This window comes from Blautia sp. DFI.1.216 (assembly GCF_020594215.1).
Taxonomy (GTDB): domain Bacteria; phylum Bacillota; class Clostridia; order Lachnospirales; family Lachnospiraceae; genus Blautia_A; species Blautia_A wexlerae.
On record NZ_JAJDML010000015.1, the window covers coordinates 44,411 to 61,835 of the forward strand.

At 43.6% G+C, this 17,425-nt stretch carries 18 protein-coding genes and 1 other annotated feature; of the genes, 6 read left to right on the forward strand and 12 right to left on the reverse strand.

Annotated elements, in window-relative coordinates; translation table 11 throughout:
- Positions 1-78: 78 nt before the first annotated feature.
- The 4 genes from LJE11_RS07870 to murB form a co-directional block, all read right to left on the reverse strand.
- Positions 79-333: an HPr family phosphocarrier protein gene (locus LJE11_RS07870; RefSeq protein WP_008707243.1), complete on the reverse strand. Its 255-nt coding sequence runs from the start codon at positions 331-333 to the stop codon at positions 79-81.
- Positions 330-1,289: a DNA-binding protein WhiA gene (gene whiA / locus LJE11_RS07875; RefSeq protein WP_025579631.1), complete on the reverse strand. Its 960-nt coding sequence runs from the start codon at positions 1,287-1,289 to the stop codon at positions 330-332. Before whiA ends, LJE11_RS07870 begins: the two co-directional genes overlap by 4 nt.
- 10 nt (positions 1,290-1,299) lie before the next feature.
- Positions 1,300-2,187, reverse strand: a complete 888-nt coding sequence (gene rapZ / locus LJE11_RS07880) for an RNase adapter RapZ (protein ID WP_008707241.1) — start codon at positions 2,185-2,187, stop codon at positions 1,300-1,302.
- A 92-nt stretch (positions 2,188-2,279) separates the two neighbouring features.
- Positions 2,280-3,200, reverse strand: coding sequence for a UDP-N-acetylmuramate dehydrogenase (gene murB, locus LJE11_RS07885; protein WP_055052568.1), 921 nt, complete (start codon positions 3,198-3,200; stop codon positions 2,280-2,282).
- Between the two features lie 649 nt (positions 3,201-3,849).
- Between murB and LJE11_RS07890 the strand changes: the two genes are divergently transcribed.
- The 6 genes from LJE11_RS07890 to LJE11_RS07915 all read left to right on the forward strand — a co-directional run bounded on the left by LJE11_RS07890 (position 3,850) and on the right by LJE11_RS07915 (position 7,562).
- Positions 3,850-4,269 (forward strand): stage V sporulation protein AB, encoded by a 420-nt coding sequence (locus LJE11_RS07890; RefSeq protein ID WP_008707239.1) that lies wholly within the window; start codon positions 3,850-3,852, stop codon positions 4,267-4,269.
- A 102-nt stretch (positions 4,270-4,371) separates the two neighbouring features.
- Positions 4,372-4,836, forward strand: a complete 465-nt coding sequence (locus LJE11_RS07895; protein ID WP_022381085.1) for a SpoVA/SpoVAEb family sporulation membrane protein — start codon at positions 4,372-4,374, stop codon at positions 4,834-4,836.
- 69 nt (positions 4,837-4,905) lie between these two features.
- A complete protein-coding gene (locus LJE11_RS07900; protein WP_020994117.1) occupies positions 4,906-5,988 on the forward strand; it encodes a stage V sporulation protein AD in 1,083 nt (360 codons plus the stop codon).
- A gap of 30 nt (positions 5,989-6,018) precedes the next feature.
- Positions 6,019-6,375 (forward strand): SpoVA/SpoVAEb family sporulation membrane protein, encoded by a 357-nt coding sequence (locus tag LJE11_RS07905; RefSeq protein ID WP_008707235.1) that lies wholly within the window; start codon positions 6,019-6,021, stop codon positions 6,373-6,375.
- A gap of 6 nt (positions 6,376-6,381) precedes the next feature.
- The gene (locus LJE11_RS07910; RefSeq protein WP_055052571.1) at positions 6,382-6,996 is read left to right on the forward strand and encodes a stage V sporulation protein AA; all 615 of its coding nucleotides are present in this window, start codon (positions 6,382-6,384) and stop codon (positions 6,994-6,996) included.
- Positions 6,997-7,064: 68 nt separating this feature from the next.
- Positions 7,065-7,562, forward strand: coding sequence for a QueT transporter family protein (locus LJE11_RS07915; protein ID WP_008707233.1), 498 nt, complete (start codon positions 7,065-7,067; stop codon positions 7,560-7,562).
- A gap of 171 nt (positions 7,563-7,733) precedes the next feature.
- On the opposite strand, the gene LJE11_RS07920 is transcribed toward LJE11_RS07915, so the two are convergent.
- The 8 genes from LJE11_RS07920 to LJE11_RS07955 form a co-directional block, all read right to left on the reverse strand.
- Positions 7,734-8,447 (reverse strand): SigF/SigG family RNA polymerase sporulation sigma factor, encoded by a 714-nt coding sequence (locus LJE11_RS07920; protein WP_008707232.1) that lies wholly within the window; start codon positions 8,445-8,447, stop codon positions 7,734-7,736.
- 2 nt (positions 8,448-8,449) lie between these two features.
- Positions 8,450-8,875 (reverse strand): anti-sigma F factor, encoded by a 426-nt coding sequence (gene spoIIAB, locus LJE11_RS07925; protein WP_055060207.1) that lies wholly within the window; start codon positions 8,873-8,875, stop codon positions 8,450-8,452.
- Between the two features lie 22 nt (positions 8,876-8,897).
- Positions 8,898-9,212, reverse strand: coding sequence for an STAS domain-containing protein (locus tag LJE11_RS07930; RefSeq protein ID WP_020994122.1), 315 nt, complete (start codon positions 9,210-9,212; stop codon positions 8,898-8,900).
- A 208-nt stretch (positions 9,213-9,420) separates the two neighbouring features.
- The gene (locus LJE11_RS07935) at positions 9,421-10,758 is read right to left on the reverse strand and encodes a tetratricopeptide repeat protein (protein ID WP_173698621.1); all 1,338 of its coding nucleotides are present in this window, start codon (positions 10,756-10,758) and stop codon (positions 9,421-9,423) included.
- A gap of 10 nt (positions 10,759-10,768) precedes the next feature.
- Entirely contained in the window at positions 10,769-10,921 is a 153-nt protein-coding gene (locus tag LJE11_RS07940; RefSeq protein ID WP_008707227.1) for a hypothetical protein, read from the reverse strand.
- Complete coding sequence (locus tag LJE11_RS07945; protein WP_008707224.1) at positions 10,918-12,216, reverse strand: bifunctional folylpolyglutamate synthase/dihydrofolate synthase; 1,299 nt, start codon at positions 12,214-12,216, stop codon at positions 10,918-10,920. Before LJE11_RS07945 ends, LJE11_RS07940 begins: the two co-directional genes overlap by 4 nt.
- Before the next feature lie 110 nt (positions 12,217-12,326).
- Positions 12,327-14,363 carry an LTA synthase family protein gene (locus LJE11_RS07950; protein WP_118338610.1) on the reverse strand — a complete coding sequence of 679 codons (2,037 nt, stop codon included), beginning with the start codon at positions 14,361-14,363 and terminating at the stop codon, positions 12,327-12,329.
- A 12-nt stretch (positions 14,364-14,375) separates the two neighbouring features.
- A complete protein-coding gene (locus LJE11_RS07955) occupies positions 14,376-17,030 on the reverse strand; it encodes a valine--tRNA ligase (RefSeq protein WP_227295794.1) in 2,655 nt (884 codons plus the stop codon).
- Between the two features lie 120 nt (positions 17,031-17,150).
- Positions 17,151-17,386: a binding site (T-box leader), on the reverse strand.
- Between the last annotated feature and the right edge of the window lie 39 nt (positions 17,387-17,425).

Sequence of the window (17,425 nt, forward strand, 5' to 3'; positions counted from 1 at the left end):
TGCTGTCGTATACACGACAAAACACATCCGAAAAGCGGTCTTCCCTTCCGGATGTGTTCTATCCTGAATACTATTTGATCACTGATTACTTAAGTACTGCTCAATACCTGCCATAGCAGCTTCCTCATCCTCACCATTTGCAGATAAAGTAATTTCTTCCCCTGCATCAAGCCCAAGCGTCATCATACCCATAATGCTCTTTGCATTCACGCGCTTCTTTCCAATCTCTACATAAATCTCACTGTTGAACTGACTAGCCACCTGTACCAGCTGTGCCACCGGACGCGCTTCCAGACCTGTGGATAAATTGATGGTGATTGGTTTTTTGATCATAATAATTCTCCTCCTTGTTTCTCCCGCAGTTCGTCAGCCATTGCACTCAGCTTTCTCAGTCTGTGATTGACTCCCGATTTGCCCACCTGCGGGCTTAACATCATTCCTAATTCTTTTAGTGTAGCTTCCGGATACTGCATCCGAAGTTCAGCAACCTGTGCAAGTCCTTCATTAAGCTGCTCAAATCCTATTTTCTGCCGGACCAGCTTAATATCCTCCATCTGCTTGACGGCTGCATTTACGGTTTTATTAATATTCGCAGTTTCACAGTTTACTTTTCTGTTTACTGAATTTCTCATTTCCTTCAGTATACGGATGTTCTCCAGGTCCATCAATGCCACATTAGCTTCCATAACAGCAAGCATGTCAACAATCTGCGCACCTTCTTTCACATAGACCACATGTGATTTCTTACGCTGTACGATTTTGGCATCTACCGAAAAACTGCGGATGATCGTCTGTAGCTGCTCTGCTCTTTTTGCATCAGAACATACAATCTCAAAATGATACCCCTTCTCAGGATCACTGATTGAACCGGATGCTAAAAAAGCTCCCCTGATAAACGCCCGTTTGCAGCAATTCTGCTGTACCACCAGCATATCCGACAATACAAGCGTACCCTGGTCGATACTGTTCGTGACAAGCCGCAGTGCCTGAAAAATTACCTGGATTTCTTCGGGATCAGTTATTTCTATTGTATATACCTTCACCCGTTTCAAGTGACTGTTCTCACGTACAAATATCTTTGTTTCTATATTAAATGTTTTTTGCAATAATGTAAAGCACTTTCTTGCAACTGCTTCATTTTCCGTCTGGATTTTCAGTTTACTGTCCCCTGAAAAACATTCCATTTTCCCACAGGAACATAAAATCGCAGCCAGTTCTGCCATTTTGCAATGTCTGGCCAATCCAATCTGTCTGGAAAGTTCTTCCTTCACCATCCCTGAAAAAGACATCTCTCCTTTATCATCCTTCCTGTTTTCTGACCAGTCGGTCTTTCTGTGCATCTCTGTGTTCCAGCCTGAATCCGTATTTTGTATTTCCAGACAATCTGGAATAAAGTTCTCTTGCCAGCGTGACGGAACGATGCTTGCCGCCTGTACATCCAATTGCGATCACCAGATTTGTCTTTCCCTCTTTCACATAATTCGGAATAAGGAAATTGATCATATCTTCCAGTTTATCCGCAAATGTCCTGGCTATATCACAATCCATTACATAATTAAAAACCCTGTCATCCAGCCCTGTCAGCGGTCTGAGTTCGTCCACATAGTATGGATTCGGCAGGAAACGCACGTCAAACACGAGATCCGCATCTGCCGGTATTCCATATTTAAATCCAAATGACAGTACAGAAATCATCATATTGCAGAAATCCTGATTATCTACAAATATCCTGTCGATCTCCTGTTTCAGTTCTCTTGTCAGAAGATTGCTGGTATCAATGATATAATCCGCACGCTCTTTCAGAAAACGCATCTTCTCTCTTTCCATCCGGATTCCATCATCTACTCTTCCCCCCATTGCAAGAGGATGACTTCTGCGGGTTTCTTTATAACGTTTGACCAGAACACTGTCCTGCGCATCCAGAAACAGGATTTCAAAATCATACCCTGCCTTTTTCATTCTGTCCAGTACAATCTCCAGCTCATCCAGAGAACGCCCGCTTCTTGCATCGATCCCCAGTGCAACATTCTGCACATCTTCTCCATGTATCTCAGGCATCAGTGATGCAAATTTCTCCAGTAAAGGGATCGGCAGATTGTCTACACAAAAATACTTCGCATCCTCCAACATTTTCAATGCAGATGTTTTTCCTGCTCCCGATACTCCTGTAACTATTACAAAACGCATTTTCTATCTCCCGTCACTTCTTAATCTCATCTGTTGCTCATTGGTCTTTGGTCTTTGCACTCTGTTCACAGTACTTTTTCGATTCAGTCAGATCAAAATTTCCCAAGAAATTTCACTTCCGGTTCAAGAGTTACGCCAAACTGTTCTTTTACTTTATCCTGTACATCTCTGAGCAGTCTGCACACATCTGCTGCAGTTGCATTATCTTTATTGATCACAAACCCACAGTGCTTCTCGGAAACCTGTGCACCGCCTGTCTGGTATCCTCTCAGCCCTGCATCCATGATCAGCTTTCCGGCAAAATACCCTTCAGGACGTTTGAATGTGCTTCCCGCACTTGGAAATTCAAGAGGCTGTTTGCTTACTCTCTGTTCTGTCAGTTCTTTCATTCTTGCTTTTATGGCTTCCTGATTCCCCTGTTCAAGAACGATCACTGCGCTCAACACCAGATATCCTTTTGTTTTCACAAGACTTGTGCGATATCCCATTTCCAGCTTCTCTGCCGGAAGTACGAGAATTTCTCCTGCAGCTGTCATAACAGTGACTTCTTTCAGCACATCTTTCATTTCACCGCCATAGGCACCTGCATTCATGACAACTGCACCGCCTAATGTGCCGGGAATTCCTCCGGCGAACTCAAATCCTGTCAGCGACGCATTTTTGGCTGCCGCCGCGATCTGTGACAGCAGAGCTCCTGCTGTTGCATGGATTTCATTTCCTTTTACTGTAATATCACCATAATTTCTGTAAAGCTGAATAATGACACCCCTGTATCCTTCATCGCTTACCAGAAGATTACTTCCATTTCCAAGAATGAAATATGGCAGTTCTTCATTTTTGCATATCTTCAGAATCCCGCTCAGTTCTTCCTCAGAAGACGGAAGCAAAAAGTAATCTGCCGGACCGCCAATCCGAAATGTGGTATGACGTTTCATGGGTTCATCCACTTTCACTTTCTCTTCTCCCAGCAGATCATTAAATTTCTCTATTATATTCTGATTCACAGATTTCATTCCTCAATCTTTCTATATTTATTATGATTTGTTATGTTTCTTTTGACGTTTTCATTCTGTCGAATTTTCCGATCAGTTCCTAGTACATCGTTTCGTAAATAACTATACCAATCGCGTAGGATGCGGATTCGAGTGTGCTGGTATAAAAACGCAGGCGTAGCGGGCTACGCTGAGGCTTTTAGACCTGTGCAATCGGATTCGCAGACAAGTGAGTGGTATAGTTATTTCGAAAACGATGTACTAGAGTGTCAGATAATACAGTCATTATACTGTTACTGTTCACTCCGTTCTCAGTAACTTAGCCAAAATTCATTCCAGATTGCCTGCGGCAATAGAATTTTGGCTTGTATGTCTCAGAATTTTGGCACATTCATGCAAAAATACCTCGCGGGATAGCGGTGTGTGAACAGTAACATTATACTATCTCTCTCTCCAAAAGTACAGTTATTCATACACTCTTTTGCTGCCGGATATATTACCAGGGTTACTGTTCACTCTGTTCTCAGTAACAAATGAATGACAGTGTATATATTTTTATATTTCTGCCATAATACATATCACAGATATATCTGTCCGGTGCTTCACAATAACAGACTGCCGGACAGTTACCCGAAAACTTCTTTTGTTGTCGGCAGGATCGGAGGCACTTATGTTAGAGCAGATTTTTCTCGGATTTACAGGACTATGTTCCGGTTTTATTATTGCCGGAGGACTAACCGGTCTTATGATCGGCCTTTCTATTATTCCCAGATATGCAGGAATTACCCACACAGCAGATCATATATTGCTGTACGAAGACATCACATTCTGGGGAACAGAACTTGGAAACCTGTTCTTTCTTTTTCACTGGAATATCCGGTTCGGCACCCCGTTTCTGATTCTGTACGGGCTCTTTTCAGGGATTTTCCTTGGTGGATGGATCATGGCCCTGGCAGAGATGGCAGATATTTTCCCTATCTTTGCCAGAAGAAGCAGATTCCAGAGAGGTCTTTCTTTTACAATCCTGTGCATAGCCGCCGGCAAAACTGTCGGGGCACTGATTTACTATTATAACGGATGGCTGCCATAATTTCCAGCTAATCTTTAACATCAGTGCCAAAAAAGCAGCAATCGATTACTCTTTACTCAGTGTGCCAAAATTCCGGATTTTCAATCAGAAAGGTTTTATATTATGTCAGACAATAATCTCAGTCAGAAAAAGCAGAAACAATATGAAGAATACGTAAAAGCAGTCACTCCTGTCCACAGCCTGCCACTGAATATGTGCAAAGCCTTTTTCACAGGCGGAGTCATCTGTGTTGTTGGACAGGTCATCTTAAATTACGCAGATAACCTTGGGCTGGACAAAGATACCGCCGGCTCCTGGTGTTCCCTTATCCTGATCCTTTTCAGTGTGATCCTCACAGGATGTAATCTTTATTCCAAAATCGGCAGATTCGGCGGTGCCGGAAGCCTTGTCCCGATCACCGGTTTTGCCAATTCCGTAGCTTCCTCTGCGATCGAATATAAAGCAGAAGGACAGGTATTCGGCATCGGATGCAAAATATTTACGATTGCAGGACCCGTAATTCTTTATGGAATCCTGAGTTCATGGATTCTCGGTGTGATTTATTATCTTTTTACAATGATCCCGTAACTATTCAGCATCCATATCCTGAGAGGTGTTTTTGCATAAGAATCATACAATTATACAAGGAGGTTTTCTATGAACAGACAAATGACCTGCGGTACATCCAGCATTTCATTTCAGAATCCTGTCTTTGTTCAGAGCTGTGCTTCTGTTGTCAGCCGGAAAGAAGGGGAAGGGCCATTGGGCGCATACTTTGATACCATATGTGAAGATCCCATGTTTGGAACAGATACCTGGGAAGCTGCAGAAAGCACTCTGCAAAAACAGGCCGCTCTGCTGGCAATCAAAAAAAACGGCCTCACCTGTTCTGATATACAGCTTCTTTTTGCAGGCGACCTGCTGGCTCAGACATCAGCCTCTTCTTTCGGAACCGCTGATCTGAAAATTCCTTTTTACGGTCTTTTCGGAGCATGCTCCACTATGGGAGAATCTCTTTCCCTTGGTTCAATGTGTATCGACGGCGGGTACGGAAAATATATCCTCTGCGCAACTTCCAGCCACTTTGCCAGCGCAGAAAAAGAATTTCGTTTTCCCCTGGGATATGGAAATCAAAGGCCCTTATCTGCTACCTGGACAGTCACCGGTGCCGGAGCCTGTATACTTGGATATGAACCGCCACCACGCCCGGACAACAAAACACTAAACACACTCCGTAACCGCAATATCTGTGCAGTTATAACAGGAATCACCACCGGAAGACTGATTGACTTTGGGTTCAGGGATTCCCTCAATATGGGAGCTTGCATGGCTCCTGCTGCCTGCGACACCATAGCCCGAAATCTTCAGGATTTTCACCGAAAACCATCCGATTATGATGCCATCTTCACCGGTGACCTGGGCATGGTAGGACAGACAATCCTGTTCGACCTTCTCACAGAAAAAGGATTTGATATCTCATCTGTCCATCAGGACTGCGGTATGCTGATCTATGATCCTCAGACTCAGGATACACATTCCGGCGGCAGTGGATGTGGATGTGCCGCCTCTGTTCTGGCAGGCTATATTCTTCCGGGTATTATACAGAAAAAATGGAAAAGGATTCTCTTTGTTCCCACAGGTGCCCTTCTGTCAAAGGTAAGCTTCAACGAGGGGGATCCAATTCCCGGTATCGCACACGCTGTTGTAATAGAACAGTACAGGGTTCCGGATATGATGTAGATACAGAAATTTTTTCAGGAGGAAAAATACATGGACTATTTTAATGCATTCTGGACAGGCGGACTGATCTGTGCCCTGGTACAGATTCTTCTGGACAGGACAAAGCTTATGCCCGGACGGATCATGGTACTTCTGGTATGTACAGGCTCTGTTTTAAGCGCTGTCGGAATCTATCAGCCATTTGCAGAATTTGCCGGAGCAGGCGCTTCTGTTCCCCTGCTTGGTTTTGGCAATATCCTGTGGAAAGGAATGAAAGAATCCATTGACAAAAACGGACTGATCGGACTCTTTATGGGAGGCTTTACCGCCTGCGCGGTGGGAGTCTCCGCAGCTTTGATCTTCTCTTATCTTGCAAGCCTGATTTTCAAGCCCAAAATGAAAGGATAACATACCATGAGTGATACTCTCTATTTACAGTTAGATCAGAATATCCAGATAAACCATCCACACATTTATCTTCAGGACATTGCAAAACTTTCCTGCAGCAACAGTAAAATCCTGAATCGGCTCCGGGTGATGCCGGTTATAAATCTTGACCCGAATAAACCAGGACGTTATGTAATGTCTGTCATGGATCTGATCTCCGAAATCAAAAAAAAAGAACCGGACCTTGAAATCAATAATATTGGAGAAGCCGACTTTATCATCACTTTTAAAAACAAACCCGGTTCCGGGCTTGTCTGGCAGTGGTGCAAGATTATTTTCGTCGGTCTTGCCGCCTTTTTCGGTGCAGGTTTCTCTATCATGACATTTAATAACGATGTAGATGTCGGTGGTCTCTTCTCGCAGATCTATACCCAGGTCACAGGACAGACTTCCGGTCATTTTACTGTTCTTGAAATCACTTATTCCATAGGAATCGGACTTGGGGTACTTTTCTTCTTCAATCATTTCGGTCATATGAAAATAACAGATGATCCAACACCTATGCAGATACAGATGCGTCTGTACGAGGAAAATGTTAATAAAACTCTTATCAAAGACATTGACCGTACTTCCGAAAAGTGATATACTTCGATAGCCGAGTGTTCGAAACCTTCCACTCGTAAAACAAATACTAAAGGAGATAATCAAATATGAAAAACAAAGGTACTCAGTTTCTGACAGAAGCAGCAGTGATCGGAGCTATTTATGTGGTTCTGACTCTTTTATTCGCACCACTCAGCTATGGCGAAATTCAGATTCGCTTTTCGGAAGCACTGACCATCCTGCCATTCTTTACACCGGCTGCGATTCCGGGGTTATTTGTGGGATGTATCATTGCCAATCTCTTTGGCGGTGCCATTCCTGTAGACATTATTTTCGGAAGCATCGCAACACTGATCGGAGCAGTATTTACTTACAGACTCCGCAGCTGCAACCGTTTTCTTGCGCCGATCCCGCCGATTGTTTCCAATGCAGTCATCGTGCCATTCGTACTTCACTTCGGATACGGAGTAAATCTTCCGATTCCGCTTATGATGCTTACCGTAGGTATCGGAGAAGTAGTTTCCTGTGGTGTAGTAGGACTGATTCTTCAGACAGCCCTTCTGAAATACAAAAATGTGATCTTCAGATCACAGAGAACTGTATAACTTACGATATATAACAATAAAGATATTATAGCAAAAAGAGTGTGCAATATTATAGTAATCCGCACACTCTTTTTGTTACTGTTCACTCCGTTCACAGTAACCTCTTTTTTATTTACCTCTTCAGAGAATACTCCACCTTCTACAAGCGGTGAGTTAATTACTCCCATCTGCTTATACCTGCTTTTTAAGTTCCTTCAGAATCCGCTTTTCCATCCTGGACACTTGGACCTGGGAAATTCCCATCTCTGCCGCAATCTCCGTCTGCGTCATATCCTTAAAATATCTCATACCGATCAGCTGACGTTCTCTTGCATCCAGTTTTTTCAGGATTTCATCCAGAAAAATCCTGTTCAGTGCTGCATCCTGTCCATTTTCTTTTTCCTGGAGCCTGTCCATAAGCGAAATATCATTTCCATCTCCCTGATAGATAATTTTGTGCAAAGATTCCACTTCAGCTCCTGATTCCATCGACATCACCACTTCATCTACTGAAAGTTCTGTCGCTTTCGCAACTTCCTCCAGTATCGGTTCACGTCCCAGTTCTTTTTCCAGTGCTTCTCTCGCAGAATAAATTCTGGCACAGTTCTCTTTCAGGTTTCTGCTCACCTTAAGCATCCCGTCATCCCTCAGATAGCGTCTGATTTCACCTATGATCATGGGAACAGCATAAGTTGAAAACTTCACATCGTACGAAATATCAAAACGATCTATGGCTTTCAACAGCCCAATGCTTCCTATCTGCACGATATCTTCCATTTCCACACTGCGCCCGGCAAATCTTTTCGCCATGCTGTACACAAGTCCTGCGTTTTCTTTAAATACAGTATCTCTTGCTTCTTTATCCCCCTGTTGTGACTTCATGATCAGAGCAAGAGTATGGTCCATTCCTACCTCCCGATCGTCTTTTTCATATGGACAACTGTTCCATATCCCACCTGTGATTCTACTGTTACCTCATCCATAAACGCTTCCATAAATGTAAATCCCATCCCGGAACGATCTTTCTCCGGCTTTGTTGTAAAAAGAGGCTCCATAGCTTTTGCAACGTCTCTGATCCCCACTCCCTTATCGATCACATCAACCCATAATTTCTGCCCTTCCCTTCTGCAGAAAATCTCTATCTTCTTCACCTGGCCTTCATAAGCATGAATAATACAGTTCGTCACAGCCTCTGACACAGCAGTTTTCAGATCTGCCACTTCCTCCAGAGTAGGATTCAGCTGTGTGCAGAAAGCTGCCGCCGCAACTCTTGCCAGCCCCTCATTCTCAGGTCTGCTGTCAAAAATAATTTTCATTTCATTGGTATTTTCCATAATAGTTTTCTTCCCCCTCTCTTTAGACTTCCCCACAGATTTCGACAAATTTATATACCCCTGACAGATGCAGCAGCTTTTCAATATAGGAATTTACTCCTGTAGCCTGTATACAGTCACCGCGCATCCCCATCATCCGGTATCTCCCCATGATCAGCCCTATCCCTGAACTGTCCATAAACGCTGTTCCTGAAAAATCAAATGTGATCGTTCGTATATATTTTTTCCGTATAATATCATCTGAATCTCTGCGTATCTCGTCTGTCACCATATGATCTACCTCTTTCGGTAAATGAATGATCAGGGAATTTCCCTGTATTTCAAATCTGTTCTCCATCATATCCCTCCTCACTTTTTTGTCAGGCGAATGTTCGCAATCCACTTTGCAGTGTAGCTCTACATCAAATAACTGTTTATTGCTTTTCGCAGCCTCCTACTTGATTCGGTAAAAAAAGAGACACATGACTTCCATGCATCTCTTTTGTATCTTTACATCTTCTTATAATACTTCATGTCTTCTGCCACATCAAAATGAAAACCCGGTATCAGTATCCGGAATCGTCATAATCACCGGTGTCGTAACTTCCATCATCTGCCGAATCACCATCAGAATTATCGTAAGAACCATCATCATATTCCCCACTGTCATAGGAACCATCGTCATAACTTCCATCGTCCGATGAATCCGAAGAAGCATCTCCATCTGCGCTGTCACCACTGTCCGTGCCGTCTGCTGCTGTCGCATCTGTAGTTCCTTCAATCCCGGTTGTCCCTGTAGTGTTACAGATCGTATTGTAAATTCCCTTCAGATCCGCAGGCAGCAGATCCGCATAAACATTCTGTATCTTCAATGCAGCCTCATCTGCATTCTGCTGCTGTAATGCTGCATATGCTTCGATCAGAGCTTCATAACTGCTGTTCTTTTTCTTCTCTTCCTCTATCTGTTTGGAAGCAGCCTCAACTGTGTCCCCTGATTCCTGAGCCTGGCTCTGTGCCTTGGTCAGCTCAGCTCCCTGGCTGGACACTGCATCACTGTATTTCACAATCTGCTGATTCGCTTCCCTGTAGATTCCCTGACGTATGGCAGGAACAGCCAGAAGATAAAACGCCAGCAATCCTGCACAAAATCCGGCAACCAGTGTAAAAAACAGCGGAATCCTTCCTTTTTCTTTATACTGAGGAATCTGGATTGCCATATCATTCTCACTGCTGTCCACAGCTTTCCTGTTTCTTTTATTCTGACGTTCCAGACGTGTAGATACTCCTGTCTGTTCGTCAATCTCTCTCAAAAAACGAAGGGTTGTTGTATTTGTTTTATCAATCCGCGCGGCTTTCCTTAACGTCTTTCTTGCCTTGTTATATTCCCCCTCTTTCATCTGCACAAGTGCCAGAAGATGGTAACCTTTGATCAGTTTTGGATTCTGTATGAGAATCTTCTTCAGCCTGATCGCAGCCATATCCTCATGACCTTCCCTGCACAGATTTAAGGCATCATTATACTTTCTGATCGTTTCATTGATCGCCTCAAGCTTATTGGAGTTCGCCTGCAGCTTGTTAATATATTCTGATGCCAGATTTCTGGATGGCTGAAGATTCTTACTGATCACCCATTCACTGAGTGCGGCAACCACCTCCCCTGTCTCAAAATATACCAGTCCAAGAAGATTTCTCGCCTGAATGTTATGCTTATTATAAATAAGACTCTGCTTCAGACAGTCAATCGCCCCTGAAAGATCGCGGACACTGGCTTTCTCAAGCCCCCGGTTGTAATACTGTCTGGAAAGGTAATCTACCTTTTTCTGGATCAGCACATTACATCCACATTTCGGGCAGTAATCCAGATCTTTGTCCACCAGAAATGCGCCACAATTCATACAATTCATGTGTATCTCCTTATTTTACCCGTCTGCCACTCTTGGCTTCGCGGAGAACTTCCTGAAGAATATCCAGGATATCCGTCAGTTCTCTCTCATAAATCGCGCCCTCCGCATCTGCCACATCCAGACAGGGTTCAAATTTCTTCAGTTCCTCTTCATAATCTATCATTTCTTATTTCTCCTGATCACATCTTTAATCTCACCGACAAGATACAGGGAACCCACGCAGAAGAGCATTCCGTCATCCCCCTTTACTTCCAGTGCTCTACCAAAGGCTTTCTCAACATCCTCCACTACTTCCACAGAAGAAGCACCTGCTTCTGTAAAAAGCTTTGCAAATCTCTCAGCAGGAACCTGGCGATATCCGCCAACAGAGGTTACTACCACTTGACGGAACGTGATCCTGCTGCAGATCGTATGTATCATATCTGTATAATCTTTGTCATCTACTGCTGAAAAAAGCAAAGTCAGCGGACATTCTTTCTGAAAATGTTCTGCTGTCTCTACAAATTTCTCTACCCCGTCCTCATTGTGAGCACCGTCCACGATCACACCCGGAAGCACTGTTTCCATTCTTCCCTGCCAGCGCGTTCCGGCAATTCCCACATGGATCTGATCCATAGATACAGAAATCACATTCTGCAGAACCTCAATCGTCTTTAATGCAAGTGCACTGTTCATCACCTGATACTTTGCAATAAACGGAATGGAGAAAACCATATCCTTATAATACTCATTCCGAAATGCAAAATCAATTCCCGCCGAAGTATTTCTGAGCACTTCTGTATCTGATCTCTTCACTTCATAAGCAGGGCTTCCCAGTTCTTCTGCTCTGGCACGGATCACTTCTGCTGCATCCGGGTCGTTTCCGTCATAGATTACCGGTACCCCCGGCACAATGATCCCGGCCTTTTCTCCTGCGATTTTGGCAACTGTATCTCCCAGATACTGCATATGATCCAGACTGATCGATGTGATCACACAGGCAACAGGATTCTCCACAGCAGTAGTCGCATCCATTCTTCCGCCCAGTCCTGTTTCCAGAGTCACATAATCAACACCTGCCTCTGCAAAGATCACCATCCCCATCAGAAAAAGCATCTCAAAATAAGTCGGATGATAGCTTCCTTCTGCAACCAGTTCATCCGCAAGTACCTTTACTTTCTCAAAGGCCTTCAGGAAAGTATCATTATCAATATTCACCTCATTGATCTGGAAGCGTTCATTGATCTCCACCAGATGAGGAGAAGTAAATAATCCGCAGGAATATCCCGCCTCTCTCAGAACAGAGGTCAGAAACGCACATGTACTTCCCTTTCCATTAGTTCCTGCCACATGGATCACCTTAAACTTATCCTGAGGATTACCAAGTCTTCTCAGACATTCCTTTGTGTGATCCAGACTGTTCTTCTTTGTAAATTTCGGAGTTTCATCAATATAAGCAACTGCTTCTTCGTAATTCATAAAAAAATTCCACCACTTATCTATAATGTATTTAGTTACTCTAACATTATATAATAGTGGTGGAAGATGTCCAGTACCAATCGTAATATTTTATCCGACAAAATTATGGATTAATTTTCATTCGTACCGGCACTTTCTGTTAATTTCCATTTATTATTTGAATAAAGTGCATAGCAGGACCGGTCATAGCTCTTGCTCAACGGTTTTCGCGTCGAACTGTTGCTTCGCTGGATCACCGCAAGCCTGTCGAAATCATTCAACTCCGTACCTGTGATCATCAACGTAGTCGGATTGATATAGACCGTATCATACCATTCTCCGTTCAGCTTGATTTCACTGGACGGCGTAAATTCCGTTCCCTTAATGTAATATGTATGATCTGCCTCAGAGATACATTGAATGGAATCCAGAGTCACATCATAGATTCCCATACGCATTCTGGTACGCAGATAAGGACTTTCGCCGCTTTCCCCGTAGGAATATCTCTTTCCATAAAGGAGGTCATACTGCAGGGTTTCCAGATCCACCTGATAATTTCTGGTATTTCTTCTTGCCTGATGATAGCGGAAAACAGTTCCCTCATGGATTCCCACACGATCCATAACCTCTGCCGCCATTTGGTATGCTGCAAGATTTTCATTCTTTTTCTTAAGTCCGAAGTTATCCCACATCACATACTCTGTCTGGAACAGATACTTGTTCTTCAGGTCCTCCACAGTCAATCCCATAGTCGGAAGGTGGTCACCGTACATAACAAGAACCACATCCTCAGGATAATCTGCAAGCTTGTCTGTCAGCTCTTTGACAAAATTATCCATCTCATGGATCTCATTTACGTAATATTCCCATTTATTGTTCTCTTCCTCAGTCGGTGCACCGGAAACTGTGATCTCAGGATCTTCCAGAATCTGCTCATCCGGATACGCACCATGTCCCTGTACAGAAATAGTATATACATAATCCGGTCCCTCAGTGGAGTCCAGACATTTCAGGATTTCATCTGTCAGAACCTCATCCTTTACCCAGCCATTTGGATTCTTCTCGTTCTCTCTTGCCATGTACTCTTCGGAAGTAAAAGTATCAAATCCGAGATTCGGGAAAATAGATCTTCTTCCATAGAAATTTGCCTCATTATTATGAACTGCATGGGTGGTATAACCCAGATTCTTCAGTACATAAGGTGCACTCTCACATGTAGTCTCTCTAAGAATACTCTTATAAGGATATTCCCCAGGTCCAAAATAATGCATACTCATTCCTGTAATGGATTCAAATTCCGTATTGGCAGTACCTGCACCGACAGACGGAACCTTATAATATCCTGAAGAATATTCCTTCATCAGCTTACGGAAGGTCGGAATCGGGTCTTCTGAAATATCCAGGTAATTAACCAGCGTAGGATCAAAGAATGATTCTAACTGCAAAAACAGAATATTCGGCCGCTTTTCTTCCTGCGTTTCCGGAAGATTCTTTTCCGTCTTCTCAATTCTTTTGATTTCTTTCTCAGAATAATCTCTCGGACAGCTGATTCCCGTATTAAAAATCGTAGTTGCCAGACAGTAAGGATATCCATAATCCTCATATGCAAAAGCAATATTTCCAAAGTAATTGGAAAGTACCCTCTTCTCCAGTGCCAGTTGTGTACTTCCTGCAAAAAGAGCAACAGCCAGCAGGATCAGAGGAATATTGTAGCGATATTTAATCTTTTTCTGATACTTCGGTCCTTTAATAAGCAGCATCAGCAGTAAAATAACAAGAATCCCAAACAGGATGCAGACTGCCACAACGCCTGCAACAGGCAGATATTTGTTGGCAATCTTCATTGCATCTGTGATCAGATGCAGATCCGGTCCTGTAAACGGTGTAACACGGTTCAGCAGGAGAACACCGTTAATAATGGCCAGTATCAGCCAGAACAACGTAACCAGTACTCTCCAGAATACTCTCCTGTGAAACAGATAAACAATTAGTGACGAGGTAAAAATGAATGCCGCATTATATGCAAAAACCAGAGGTCTCTGTGTCATATAATTCCAGGCTTCTATAAACGAGTGACGGCAGATTGCCTCCATAACAAAATATCCCGCTGCGCTGGCAAGTACATGGAGTAAAAGGGAGATTTTGTTACAAATCTTATACAATTTCATCTAAACACTCCCTTATTTCTTAAGCTGCTCTAACTGTCCTTTAACCTTATCCATCATTTCTTTATATTTCGCAAGTTTGTCTTTCTCCGCATCCACCTTGGCAGCAGGTGCCTTGTTTACGAAGTTCGGATTATTCAGCATACCTTCACATCTTGCGATCTCTTTTGTGAGACGTTCTGTTTCTTTTGTAAGACGTTCAATCTCTTTATCTTTGTCAATCAGGTCTTCCAACGGCATATATACAACCGCATTGGAAACAACTACTGAAACTGCATCTTCACTGATTCCGTTCTTGTCTGTCTGTACCAGAATCTCTTTTGCAAATGCAAGATTTACAAAGGATTTCTTGCTGTTCTCATACATTGCTGCTGTTTCAGCATCCTTTGCCACAATATGCAGGCTTGTCTTGCGGTTATTCGGAACATTCATCTCTGTTCTGGTATTACGGATACCTCTTACAACCTCTTTGAAGCCCTCGATTGCTTTCTCAGCATCCGGGAAGTTTCTCTCTTCTCTGTATACAGGCCATTCGGAGATCATAATAGACTCTTCTTCAGGAAGAAGTGTGCAGTAGATTTCCTCTGTGATAAACGGCATATACGGATGAAGAAGCTTCAGGCCTTCTGTCAGCGCTGTTCTTAATGTCCAGAGTGCATCATTTGCTGCCTTCGGATCTTCCTCTGCCTTCCACAGACGAACTTTAGCCATCTCAATATACCAGTCGCAGAGTTCATCCCACAGGAAGTCATAAACCTTCTGTACTGCAATACCAAGTTCATATTTTTCCATGTTCTCTGTAGCTTCGCGGATCACTGTATTTAAGTGAGACAGAATCCATTTATCCTCTGCACAGAGATCATTTAAGTTCTCCGGCTCTGTCACTGTCTTGTCTTCCAGGTTCATCATGATGAAACGGGAAGCATTCCAGATCTTGTTTGCGAAGTTACGGCTTGCTTCTACCTTTTCCCAGTAGAAACGCATATCATTTCCAGGTGCATTACCTGTCATCAGAGTAAGACGAAGAGCATCTGCGCCGTATTTATCAATAACTTCCAGAGGATCGATACCGTTTCCAAGAGACTTACTCATCTTACGTCCCTGGGAGTCACGTACCAGACCATGGATCAGTACATGATGGAACGGAACCTGATCAGTCTGCTCCAGAGCAGAGAATACCATACGGATAACCCAGAAGAAGATAATGTCATATCCTGTAACAAGTACATCTGTCGGATAGAAATATTCCAGTTCCGGTGTTTTCTCCGGCCAGCCAAGTGTGGAGAATGGCCATAATGCAGAACTGAACCAGGTATCCAGTGTATCCTCATCCTGATGAAGATGTGTGCATCCGCATTTCGGGCATTTCTCAGGCATTTCTCTTGCAACAACTACTTCACCGCACTCATCACAGTAATAAGCCGGAATTCTGTGTCCCCACCATAACTGTCTGGAAATACACCAGTCGCGGATATTCTCAAGCCAGTGAAGATACGTCTTGTCAAAACGGGACGGAACGAATTTCAGATCTCCGTCATCCAGAGCTTTGATCGCAGCCTTTGCCATCTCGTCCATCTTTACAAACCACTGTGGCTTGATCATAGGCTCTACCGTTGTGCCGCAGCGGTCATGAGTTCCAACGCTGTGGTTGTGAGGAACTACTTTTACCAGAAGTCCAAGTTCTTCCAGATCTGCTACCATTGCCTTACGTGCTTCGTAACGGTCCATACCAGCGTATTTTCCACCAAGCTCGTTGATGGTCGCATCGTCATTCATAATGTTGATCTCTTCCAGATTGTGACGGCGTCCAACCTCAAAGTCGTTAGGGTCATGGGCAGGTGTGATCTTTACACATCCTGTTCCGAATTCTTTGTCTACATATTCATCGGCGATCACCGGAATCTCTCTGTCTGTGAGAGGAAGCTTCAGCATCTTGCCGATGAGATCCTTGTAGCGCTCATCTTCCGGATTTACGGCAACAGCAGTATCACCCAGCAGGGTTTCCGGACGTGTAGTTGCAATCTCTACGAAACGTCCCTCTTCCCCTGCGATCGGGTAATTAATGTGCCAGAAAAATCCGTCCTGATCCTCATGCTCAACCTCTGCATCAGAGATGGAAGTCTGGCATACAGGACACCAGTTGATGATTCTGGAACCTTTGTAGATATAGCCTTTTTCATATAATTTGATAAATACTTCCTGTACTGCTTTGGAACATCCCTCATCCATTGTGAAACGTTCTCTCTCCCAGTCTGCGGAAGCACCCAGTTTCTTTAACTGATTGATGATCTTTCCGCCGTACTCCTCTTTCCATGCCCACGCATGTTTTAAGAATTCCTCACGGCCGATATCGTGTTTGTCGATACCTTCTTTTTTCAGCTTGTCGATAACCTTAACCTCTGTAGCGATAGCTGCATGGTCAGTTCCCGGCTGCCATAATGCTTCATAGCCCTGCATTCTCTTGAAACGGATCAGGATATCCTGCATGGTTTCATCCAGTGCATGTCCCATGTGAAGCTGTCCGGTTACGTTTGGCGGCGGCATAACAATAGTAAACGGTTTCTTGTCCGGATTTACTTTTGCATGGAAATATCCATTGTCCATCCATTTTGTGTAAAGACGCTCTTCGATTCCCTTAGGATCGTAAGTTTTTGCAAGTTCTTTGCTCATAATGTCCTCCTGATATTCTATATCTGTAATAAAAGTATCTGCGGATCACTCCGCTGTAAAGCAGTCCACAGCTCTATAAGCTTATTCGATTAAAAAACGCCCTTTACACGCATTATACGTGCAAAGGGCGATATAAATCGCGGTACCACCTTAGTTTATCTCTCATTCCCTTAACGCGGGATACGTGAAAGCCTACCATGCGCGTATATGAATCTCAGTATTATATCATACCACTCACTTCAGCCTCCCGGCTCCAAAGCTACCTTCAGCACTTCTGTTCCCGGGAAACCTTCCAGCTTATAAGCTTCCCTCTCTGTGGGGCATTACCGCCTACTCCTCTTTTTCACAGCCTTTTTCTGGATTCTACTATAATGAAAAAAGGCTTTCTTGTCAAG

Excerpts from the sequence above, each read along its gene's own strand:
- LJE11_RS07920 (WP_008707232.1), bottom strand. The coding sequence starts at position 8,447 with ATGGACCATACTCTTGCTCTGATCATGAAGTCACAACAGGGGGATAAA.
- whiA (WP_025579631.1), bottom strand. The coding sequence starts at position 1,289 with ATGTCTTTTTCAGGGATGGTGAAGGAAGAACTTTCCAGACAGATTGGA.
- LJE11_RS07935 (WP_173698621.1), bottom strand. The coding sequence starts at position 10,758 with ATGAATTGTATGAATTGTGGCGCATTTCTGGTGGACAAAGATCTGGAT.
- murB (WP_055052568.1), bottom strand. The coding sequence starts at position 3,200 with ATGAAATCTGTGAATCAGAATATAATAGAGAAATTTAATGATCTGCTG.
- LJE11_RS07910 (WP_055052571.1), top strand. The coding sequence starts at position 6,382 with ATGAGTGATACTCTCTATTTACAGTTAGATCAGAATATCCAGATAAAC.
- LJE11_RS07870 (WP_008707243.1), bottom strand. The coding sequence starts at position 333 with ATGATCAAAAAACCAATCACCATCAATTTATCCACAGGTCTGGAAGCG.
- LJE11_RS07915 (WP_008707233.1), top strand. The coding sequence starts at position 7,065 with ATGAAAAACAAAGGTACTCAGTTTCTGACAGAAGCAGCAGTGATCGGA.
- spoIIAB (WP_055060207.1), bottom strand. The coding sequence starts at position 8,875 with ATGGAAAATACCAATGAAATGAAAATTATTTTTGACAGCAGACCTGAG.
- rapZ (WP_008707241.1), bottom strand. The coding sequence starts at position 2,187 with ATGCGTTTTGTAATAGTTACAGGAGTATCGGGAGCAGGAAAAACATCT.
- LJE11_RS07890 (WP_008707239.1), top strand. The coding sequence starts at position 3,850 with ATGTTAGAGCAGATTTTTCTCGGATTTACAGGACTATGTTCCGGTTTT.
- LJE11_RS07900 (WP_020994117.1), top strand. The coding sequence starts at position 4,906 with ATGAACAGACAAATGACCTGCGGTACATCCAGCATTTCATTTCAGAAT.
- LJE11_RS07905 (WP_008707235.1), top strand. The coding sequence starts at position 6,019 with ATGGACTATTTTAATGCATTCTGGACAGGCGGACTGATCTGTGCCCTG.
- LJE11_RS07940 (WP_008707227.1), bottom strand. The coding sequence starts at position 10,921 with ATGATAGATTATGAAGAGGAACTGAAGAAATTTGAACCCTGTCTGGAT.
- LJE11_RS07950 (WP_118338610.1), bottom strand. The coding sequence starts at position 14,363 with ATGAAATTGTATAAGATTTGTAACAAAATCTCCCTTTTACTCCATGTA.
- LJE11_RS07895 (WP_022381085.1), top strand. The coding sequence starts at position 4,372 with ATGTCAGACAATAATCTCAGTCAGAAAAAGCAGAAACAATATGAAGAA.
- LJE11_RS07945 (WP_008707224.1), bottom strand. The coding sequence starts at position 12,216 with ATGAATTACGAAGAAGCAGTTGCTTATATTGATGAAACTCCGAAATTT.
- LJE11_RS07930 (WP_020994122.1), bottom strand. The coding sequence starts at position 9,212 with ATGGAGAACAGATTTGAAATACAGGGAAATTCCCTGATCATTCATTTA.
- LJE11_RS07955 (WP_227295794.1), bottom strand. The coding sequence starts at position 17,030 with ATGAGCAAAGAACTTGCAAAAACTTACGATCCTAAGGGAATCGAAGAG.